The organism is Shewanella sp. 10N.286.52.B9 (assembly GCF_002873635.1).
Classification (GTDB): domain Bacteria; phylum Pseudomonadota; class Gammaproteobacteria; order Enterobacterales; family Shewanellaceae; genus Shewanella.
Map to the genome: position 1 here is coordinate 1 of NZ_MCTY01000096.1, position 7,749 is coordinate 7,749.

7 protein-coding genes are annotated in these 7,749 nt (G+C 40.4%); all 7 read left to right on the top strand.

What is annotated here, in order from left to right:
• The first annotated feature begins 245 nt into the window (after positions 1-245).
• Positions 246-2,189 carry an ATP-dependent DNA helicase gene (locus BCU91_RS06660; RefSeq protein ID WP_102437277.1) on the top strand — a complete coding sequence of 648 codons (1,944 nt, stop codon included), beginning with the start codon at positions 246-248 and terminating at the stop codon, positions 2,187-2,189.
• A 147-nt stretch (positions 2,190-2,336) separates the two neighbouring features.
• Positions 2,337-3,044, top strand: a complete 708-nt coding sequence (gene tsaB / locus BCU91_RS06665) for a tRNA (adenosine(37)-N6)-threonylcarbamoyltransferase complex dimerization subunit type 1 TsaB (protein WP_102437279.1) — start codon at positions 2,337-2,339, stop codon at positions 3,042-3,044.
• A 127-nt stretch (positions 3,045-3,171) separates the two neighbouring features.
• On the top strand, positions 3,172-3,570 hold the full coding sequence (locus BCU91_RS06670; RefSeq protein ID WP_102437281.1) for a hypothetical protein: 399 nt from the start codon (positions 3,172-3,174) through the stop codon (positions 3,568-3,570).
• Positions 3,563-4,249 (top strand): M50 family metallopeptidase, encoded by a 687-nt coding sequence (locus BCU91_RS06675; RefSeq protein WP_102476618.1) that lies wholly within the window; start codon positions 3,563-3,565, stop codon positions 4,247-4,249. Before BCU91_RS06670 ends, BCU91_RS06675 begins: the two co-directional genes overlap by 8 nt.
• A gap of 165 nt (positions 4,250-4,414) precedes the next feature.
• Positions 4,415-5,191: a methyltransferase gene (locus BCU91_RS06680; protein WP_241901057.1), complete on the top strand. Its 777-nt coding sequence runs from the start codon at positions 4,415-4,417 to the stop codon at positions 5,189-5,191.
• 43 nt (positions 5,192-5,234) lie between these two features.
• Complete coding sequence (locus BCU91_RS06685; protein WP_102437287.1) at positions 5,235-6,149, top strand: alpha/beta hydrolase; 915 nt, start codon at positions 5,235-5,237, stop codon at positions 6,147-6,149.
• Positions 6,150-6,379: 230 nt separating this feature from the next.
• On the top strand, positions 6,380-7,749 hold a 1,370-nt coding region (locus tag BCU91_RS06690), incomplete at its 3' end, for an AMP-binding protein (RefSeq protein ID WP_102531155.1).

The window sequence follows — 7,749 nt, forward strand, 5'->3', positions numbered from 1 at the left end:
TCTTATATCAGGCTGATGATTACATGGTTTTTAGGCGTTTATTTGTCCAGTTTGTATATACAAGTTAATGATAAACATTAGTTTATGTAAAGTTAAGGATTTTATCGATATTTAAAAAGGGCTGTAAAATAGTGAGCCTAGATTACTGTTCGAATAGCAACTTTAAATTGATAAATTGATAGGCAAAGATTGTTACCCAAGCGATTAAAATAGATAATAAGCCACATATAAGTTGCTTACTATCAATGCTGAAAGAGTCAAATGTGACCACTCGATTACAAAAAGAAGTACAACTGGCTTTTTCGCCAACTGGCGCATTAGCGAGAGGGATCCATTCCTATCGCCCAAGACAAAGCCAATACGATATGGCGCTGGCGGTGAGCGATGCTATAGATCAAAAGCATAATGTGATCCTTGAGGCTGGTACTGGGGTGGGTAAAACATACGCCTATCTGATCCCGGCGTTATTAAGTGGCAAACAAATTATCATCAGCACTGGCAGTAAAAACCTTCAAGAGCAGTTATTTTTTAAAGACTTACCTTTATTACTGAAGATGTTTTCAGTAGCGCCCAAAACCGCCTTATTAAAAGGCCGTAGTAATTACTTATGCCAATTAAAATTGGACAAAAACTTACAACATATTAGCCAGATGCCACCGAAAGTGGTTGATGAACTCATTAAAATTAATCAATGGGCCAGTGTGACCAAAGATGGTGATATTGGTAACTTGACCGCTGTGGCTGAAAACTCAGCCACCATTGCCACAGTAACCAGCACCAAAGAAACTTGTACCGGTAAACGTTGCAGTTTTTATGATGATTGTTTCAATCGTAAAGCCAAAATAAAAGCACAAGATGCCAAAGTTGTGGTGGTGAATCATCACTTGTTTTTTGCCGATCGTTTATTAAAAGACACTGGCTTTGCCGAGTTATTGCCCGATGCTGATGTGGTCGTTTTTGATGAGGCACATTTGGTGCCTGATGTTTGTATTAATTATTTCGGCCAACAAATTCCAACCAGAGAGCTAGACAGATTACTTCATCGTATCATTGAGGTCTATCGCAACGAGCTGCGCGATACCATTCAGCTTGAGCAATTAAGTCAACGTTGTTTAATCAAATTGGCTTCGTGGCAAAATGATTTGATTGATGCTGATGTTTCTGACTGGCGACAGGTTATTTCCAATAAATCACTTGCGAGTTCATCTTGGGAATTGTTGAAAGAATTCAATTTATTAACACAGGTTATTACCGAACACGTCGGACGAAGTGAATCTTTAGATGACATTGTAGTGAAGTTATCGACACTGGTGGCTAATCTTTATAGTTACTTTGAATGCAATGACAGTAATGCAGCTTATAGTGTTGAGCCCAGCGGGCAGCATACTATGCTACGGATCTCGCCGATTAATATTGCTAAACAATGTCAGCAATTATTTGATAAGCAAACCCAGTGGATCTTTACCTCGGCGACCTTGCAGGTTAATCGCCAGTTAACGCATTTTGCCGATGAAATGGGTTTATCGAAAGCCAAGCAAATGATTTTAGATAGCCCATTTGATTACCCCAATCAAGCCATGTTTTGCGTGCCGCGCCATTTAGCGAAATCAGGCCAGTCTGCAGCTAATGTTAATCAGCTGGTGGATGTTTGTATTCAAGCCATTAATGCGGCCCAAGGGCGAACGTTTATTTTATTTACCAGTCACCAGATGTTGCAGCAAGTGGCTATCGCATTACAAAGGCGAGTGCAATACCCCTTGTTAGTGCAAGGCTCGGCCAGTAAACAAAGTCTGTTAAACAAGTTCAGGCAACTCGGTAATGGGGTATTACTTGGCACCAGCAGTTTTTGGGAAGGTGTCGATGTAAGAGGGCGGCTACTTAGCTGTGTGATTATTGATAAGCTGCCGTTTGTTTCACCTGATGATACCTTGTACCGCGCCCGTGCAGCTAATGCTGAACGCAGTAATAAAGATCCCTTTGCCAGTATATCTTTGCCCCAAGCGGTGATCAGTTTAAAGCAGGGCGTAGGACGGTTAATTCGAGATGAGAAAGATCGCGGGGTGTTAATATTGTGCGACAATCGCATCGTAAACAAAGCTTATGGTGAAGCTTTTATTAACTCGTTACCGCCAATGCATCGCACCCGAGATTTAGATAAAGCGTTAAGCTTTTTAAAAAGCATCCCATAAGTTATTATACTGCAGTTGATGATTTAGCTGACTCAGTGCCGATACAATGCCTTGCAGGCTTTAGGTTATTTAGCTAAATCACCATACTCAGCATTAGTTAGCCCAGCATTTTTTCCATAGTTAATGGTAAGGTAAACACGTTTTTACATGACTCAACTTCATACAGATTTAACGATTCTCGCATTAGATACTTGCACTGAATCTTGTTCAGCGGCTTTGTTACATGACAACAAACAGTATAATCGCGTGTTTGATGCACCAAGAGAGCATAGCCAACGTATATTACCTATGGTTGATGAGGTGCTAACCGAAGCCGGCATTAAAATTTCAAATGTAAATTTAATAGCCTATGGTCGTGGACCTGGCAGCTTTACCGGTATTCGTATTTGTACCAGTATGACTCAAGGCCTCGCGCTTGGTCATGATATTCCCGTGATTGGAGTATCAACCTTGGCTGCAATGGCGCAAATGGCCATCGAAACCGAACAAGCTGAACAGATATTTTGTGCCATTGATGCCCGTATGAGTGAAATTTATTGGGGACAATTTATTAATGTCGACGGCATTGCAACGCTAGTGGGGGCTGAGCATGTTTCTAGCCCTGATTCAGTTGACGTTATTTTAGATAAGCAAAAGCCAATGCATATTTGTGGCACTGGTTTTGTAGCCTATCCAGATTTATTAAATGATGTAGCGAAAAAACAGGCGACCCAGATAACATTACCCGACGCATCAGCTATGATTAAGTTAGCTATAAAAGCTCATGAGCAAGGACTTGCGACCTCAGTGGATGAACTTGCACCTGTGTATTTACGTGACAAAGTCACCTGGAAAAAATTACCTGGTCGTGAATAAATAACACCATGAGTTTACAGCAGTGATAGGGAGCTATTGTCAGCTATCACTGATGTAACAGATAAGGCCGATTGGGTTGCCATTGTCAAATGCGCCATAATGCCTTTTTATAATAGGAGTGATAACAATGAATGCTTTTTTACATACTTCAGTTCAGCCTTTATCCTCCTATAATCCCAGCAATATTAATGGGCATAAAAACGTTTCAGCTATCTCAACTAACGCTGTTGTTAAGCTTTCTGCATTACAAAATCAAACTCAACTAACTAATCAAACAGATACGCTTGATGCCGTTAAAGATGACAGCAAACAGTTACCGGCGCTAACTAGCGCAGAATTTGATTCCAAGCTTGATGCTAAATTGCAATACGACAATGACATGGCGTCAGCGACAAGAGATAAGCCATTCAAAGACCATTGTCAGACATTGGCCAGTGCTGGTGCGATACAAGAATATTTAATAAACCAACATTCTGCGCAACGAGAACATATTCAACAAATGGTAGGAATAGATCTATATGCATGATGCGCGACCTAACAAGTTATCCGCTATCCCTTCAAAAGGTCGCTTTTTTCTCGAACTATTATTTGCCTTTTTAATTACCAAACTGCCTTTCATTAGTATTCCATTCAAATGGTTTGAAAGTTATTTCCATGAAATATCTCATGGCATAGCAGCCATCTTATCTGGCGGCATAGTCACTAAAATCCAGTTGTTTCCCAATGGTGCAGGCCTTTGTTTTACTCAAGGCGGTTTTGCACCATTGATTACTTTTTCTGGCTACCCCGGTGCTGCCTTGTGGGGCTATATGATTTTCTTGCTAGCCACTTGGCGTGCAGGGATCCGCTTTACCTTAGGCATTTTAGGAATAACCGTTATTGGTTCATTAATCCTGTGGGCACGGGATCTACTCACCATCGGCATATTAATTTCACTTGCGGTGGTATTCTTATTACCTCTTAAATTTGATCATAATGCTTTACTTAATAGCCTATTAAGGGTCATGGGATTGATGATTGTCTTAAATGCCATGGCGAGCCCTACGGTACTATTTCGAGTCGTAGGCCAAGGGGATGCAGCTAAACTGTCGCAACTGACTTGGATTCCTGCATGGATATGGGTGATTATGTGGCTGATATTCAGTTGTTTTATGTTATGGATGTGTTGGAAAAGAGTTGACGACAAAAAGCTGCCAATCGGCTAAAGTGATCGACTTAGCAACCTTTGCCGTACCAGTTGCTGATATTTTCGAGACAATTTCTTCAGGGAGAAGACAATGAAACGTACGTTATTATTATCTACCGCTATTGGGCTTAGCGTTTTAGGCTTGTCTGCTGTCACTAACACAGCAATAGCTCATAACCATGGCATGGCTGAAAATACACAGGCTGTTAAGGTTAACCCGCAACTGGCTGCAGCCGTCGCCAGTGATTTCAGAACCGAGAAAAGTAGCGCACGGGATAAATACCGTAACCCATCAGAAACTTTAACATTTTTAGGTATTCAACCTGATGATACCGTGATTGAATTATGGCCTGGCGGTGGCTGGTATGCGCAAATTTTAGCACCATACCTAGCTGATAAAGGCCATTATATTGGTGCGATTTTTGAGACCAACCCAAAAGAAGACACTAAAAGAACCCAGTATTACGCTAAAGCCGGTAAAAAGTTTGAAGCTTGGCTTGCTGAAAACAAAGCGGTATTAGGCAATGCTTCAACAGTTACATTCCAGCCGCCAGCATCATTAGCTTTAGGGGATGATAACAGTGTTGATTATGTACTGACTTTCAGAAACCTACATAATTGGGCTGGGCAAGCGCAATTAGAAAATGCCTTCACTGCATCTTATAAAGTGTTAAAAGAGGGTGGTGTGTTTGGTGTAGTAGAACACAGATCAAACCCTGGAATGTCATTTGAAAGCGGTTATATGGATCAAGCTGAAATGATTACTCTAGCTGAAAAAGTGGGTTTCACGCTAGCGGCAACATCTGAAATTAATGCTAACCCTAAAGACACCAAAGATTATGAGAAAGGGGTTTGGACTTTACCACCGCGTTTAGCATTAAAAGAGCAAGATAAAGACAAGTATCTTGCTATTGGTGAAAGCGATCGCATGACGCTAAAATTCATCAAAAAAGCTAAGTAATCTTAAGTTAGACATTCAGATAAAAAGAGTCAATTACGTGCTTATGAATGAGTCAATTGAACAATCGCTGCCAGTTGAAGAAGTCGATTTTCAATTGGCTCATATTCGTTTAAGCGCCAAACGCTATGGCTGTAAAAATAAGCCTATTTTATTGGCTTTACATGGCTGGTTAGATAATGCTGATAGCTTTGAACCTTTAGCTAAAGCGTTACATACTCAGGGTATATTAAGCCAATTTCAACTACTCGCTATTGATTGGCCAGGTCACGGTAATTCACAACATAGACCTGGTAGTTATCCACTTCATTGGCTTGATTATATTTATGACTTGGATGAATTAATCAATCAAATAAGCCCTTCATCCCCCCTCAACATCATTGGACACTCTTTAGGTGGTATTATTGCTGCGGCTTATAATGCTTGCTTTGCACACAAAGTCGATAAGCTCATTTTGATTGAAGCATTAGCACCGTTATATGAAAAGCCAACCCATGCCCAAAAGCGGTTGATTAATAGCTTTCAACAGCATAATCGTTTTAATGGCGCTAAATCATCGATGGCAAACATAGCAATAGTTAAGCAAAGCTTTACCCTCGACAGGGCGGTTAATGCCCGTCATCAGTTAACTGGCCTTGATAAAGTATGGTGTGAGTTAATCATTAAACGTAATGTTGAAATTAAACATCAGCAATTATGTTGGAAAAGTGATCCCCGCCTTAAGCTAGACTCACCTTATCGTTTAACCTTTGAACAGGTTGACGCATTAATGAGCATGAGCGATACCCAGTGTTTATTAATATTAGGCGAGCAGGGCTTTAAGCAGTTAAAATTAGCTTTACCTCAAGCATTATCATGGTTTAGTCGCCTATCCCATATACAAATTGAAGGTGATCACCACCTACATATGGGTAGTGCAAAGCTTGTGTCCGATAAAATTAGAACTTTTATTCTAAGTTAGTATCTTGTTGTGGTGAAATCACTAGGATTTTTATTTCATTTATGTGATTATGGTCCGAATTTAAACGGCCGTATGATTTTATGGCGAAACAATAAAAATTAACGCAAACAACTTTGCTGCGACTAACAATAATAAAATTTTACGCTAGTTTTAAAGAGCAGTGATTTTTAGACCTTGCCAATATTGAAGGGCTCCTTCATAGCAATGGGCTAATTAAATAGGAGAAAATTGTGGACCATCCTTGGATTAATAATTTACCAGAAAATGTACCAGCAGAAATTGACTCTGAACAATTTACCTCTTTGGTAGACATGTTTGAAACAGCAGTGTCTAAATATGCTGATCAGCCTGCTTTTATCAACATGGGGGCGACATTAACCTATCGTAAGTTAGAAGAAAGAAGTCGTGCATTTGCTGCCTATTTACAAAACGAACTCAAGCTTGAAAAAGGCGATAGAGTCGCGTTAATGATGCCAAACCTGTTGCAATACCCTATTGCACTGTTTGGTATTTTACGTGCAGGGATGGTAGTGGTAAACGTCAATCCACTTTATACCCCAAGAGAACTTAAACATCAGTTAGTCGACTCTGGCGCTAAGGCTATTGTGGTGGTATCTAATTTTGCCCGCACCCTTGAAGAAGTCGTTGCAGAAACACCGGTAGAATCTGTGATTATCACCGGGCTTGGTGATCAGCTTAGTGCACCTAAACGCACCCTAGTTAACTTTATTGTTAAATATATCAAAAAGATGGTGCCTAAATATGATTTGCCACATGCATTATCTTTCAGACAGTCGCTTACCAAAGGTCGCCGTTTACAATATATCAAGCCTGAGATAACCACTGATGACTTATCATTTTTACAGTACACCGGTGGTACCACAGGTGTTTCTAAAGGCGCAATGCTAACTCACGGCAATGTGGTCAGTAATGTCTTGCAAGCTAATGGTGCCTATTCGCCAGCCTTAAAAAATGGCTCAGAGTTTGTGGTTACCGCTTTACCGCTTTATCACATATTTGCATTAACTGTTAATTGCCTATTGTTTTTACACAAGGGCAGTAAAAACTTACTTATTACTAACCCAAGAGATTTGCCAGCATTTATTGGTGAACTTAAGAAATATCCATTCACAGCCTTAACTGGGGTTAATACCTTATTTAATGCCTTAGTGAATAACGAAGATTTTAAAAATTTAGATTTTAGCCGCTTAAAGTTCTCAATTGGCGGTGGCATGGCGGTACAAAAAGCGGTGGCTGATAAATGGCAGGCCATTACCAAAACGCGCCTGTTAGAAGGTTATGGTTTAACCGAGGCATCACCACTAGTGACCTGTTGTCCTTATAACCTCGAAGGTTACAATGGCTCAATTGGTTTTCCTGCTCCTTCGACTTTCATTCAAGTCCGAGATGATGACGGTAAGGTATTAGCCCAAGGTGAAACAGGTGAGTTATTTGCTAAAGGCCCTCAGGTAATGAAAGGCTACTGGCAACGCCCAGAAGAAACTGCCAAAGTGATTGATAAAGATGGTTGGTTAGCCACGGGTGATATTGGTTACATGGATGAGCAAGGCTTCTTTTTTATTGTTGACCGTAAAAAAGA

Excerpts from the sequence above, each read along its gene's own strand:
- tsaB (WP_102437279.1), top strand. The coding sequence starts at position 2,337 with ATGACTCAACTTCATACAGATTTAACGATTCTCGCATTAGATACTTGC.
- BCU91_RS06660 (WP_102437277.1), top strand. The coding sequence starts at position 246 with ATGCTGAAAGAGTCAAATGTGACCACTCGATTACAAAAAGAAGTACAA.
- BCU91_RS06675 (WP_102476618.1), top strand. The coding sequence starts at position 3,563 with ATGCATGATGCGCGACCTAACAAGTTATCCGCTATCCCTTCAAAAGGT.
- BCU91_RS06685 (WP_102437287.1), top strand. The coding sequence starts at position 5,235 with ATGAATGAGTCAATTGAACAATCGCTGCCAGTTGAAGAAGTCGATTTT.
- BCU91_RS06680 (WP_241901057.1), top strand. The coding sequence starts at position 4,415 with ATGGCTGAAAATACACAGGCTGTTAAGGTTAACCCGCAACTGGCTGCA.
- BCU91_RS06670 (WP_102437281.1), top strand. The coding sequence starts at position 3,172 with ATGAATGCTTTTTTACATACTTCAGTTCAGCCTTTATCCTCCTATAAT.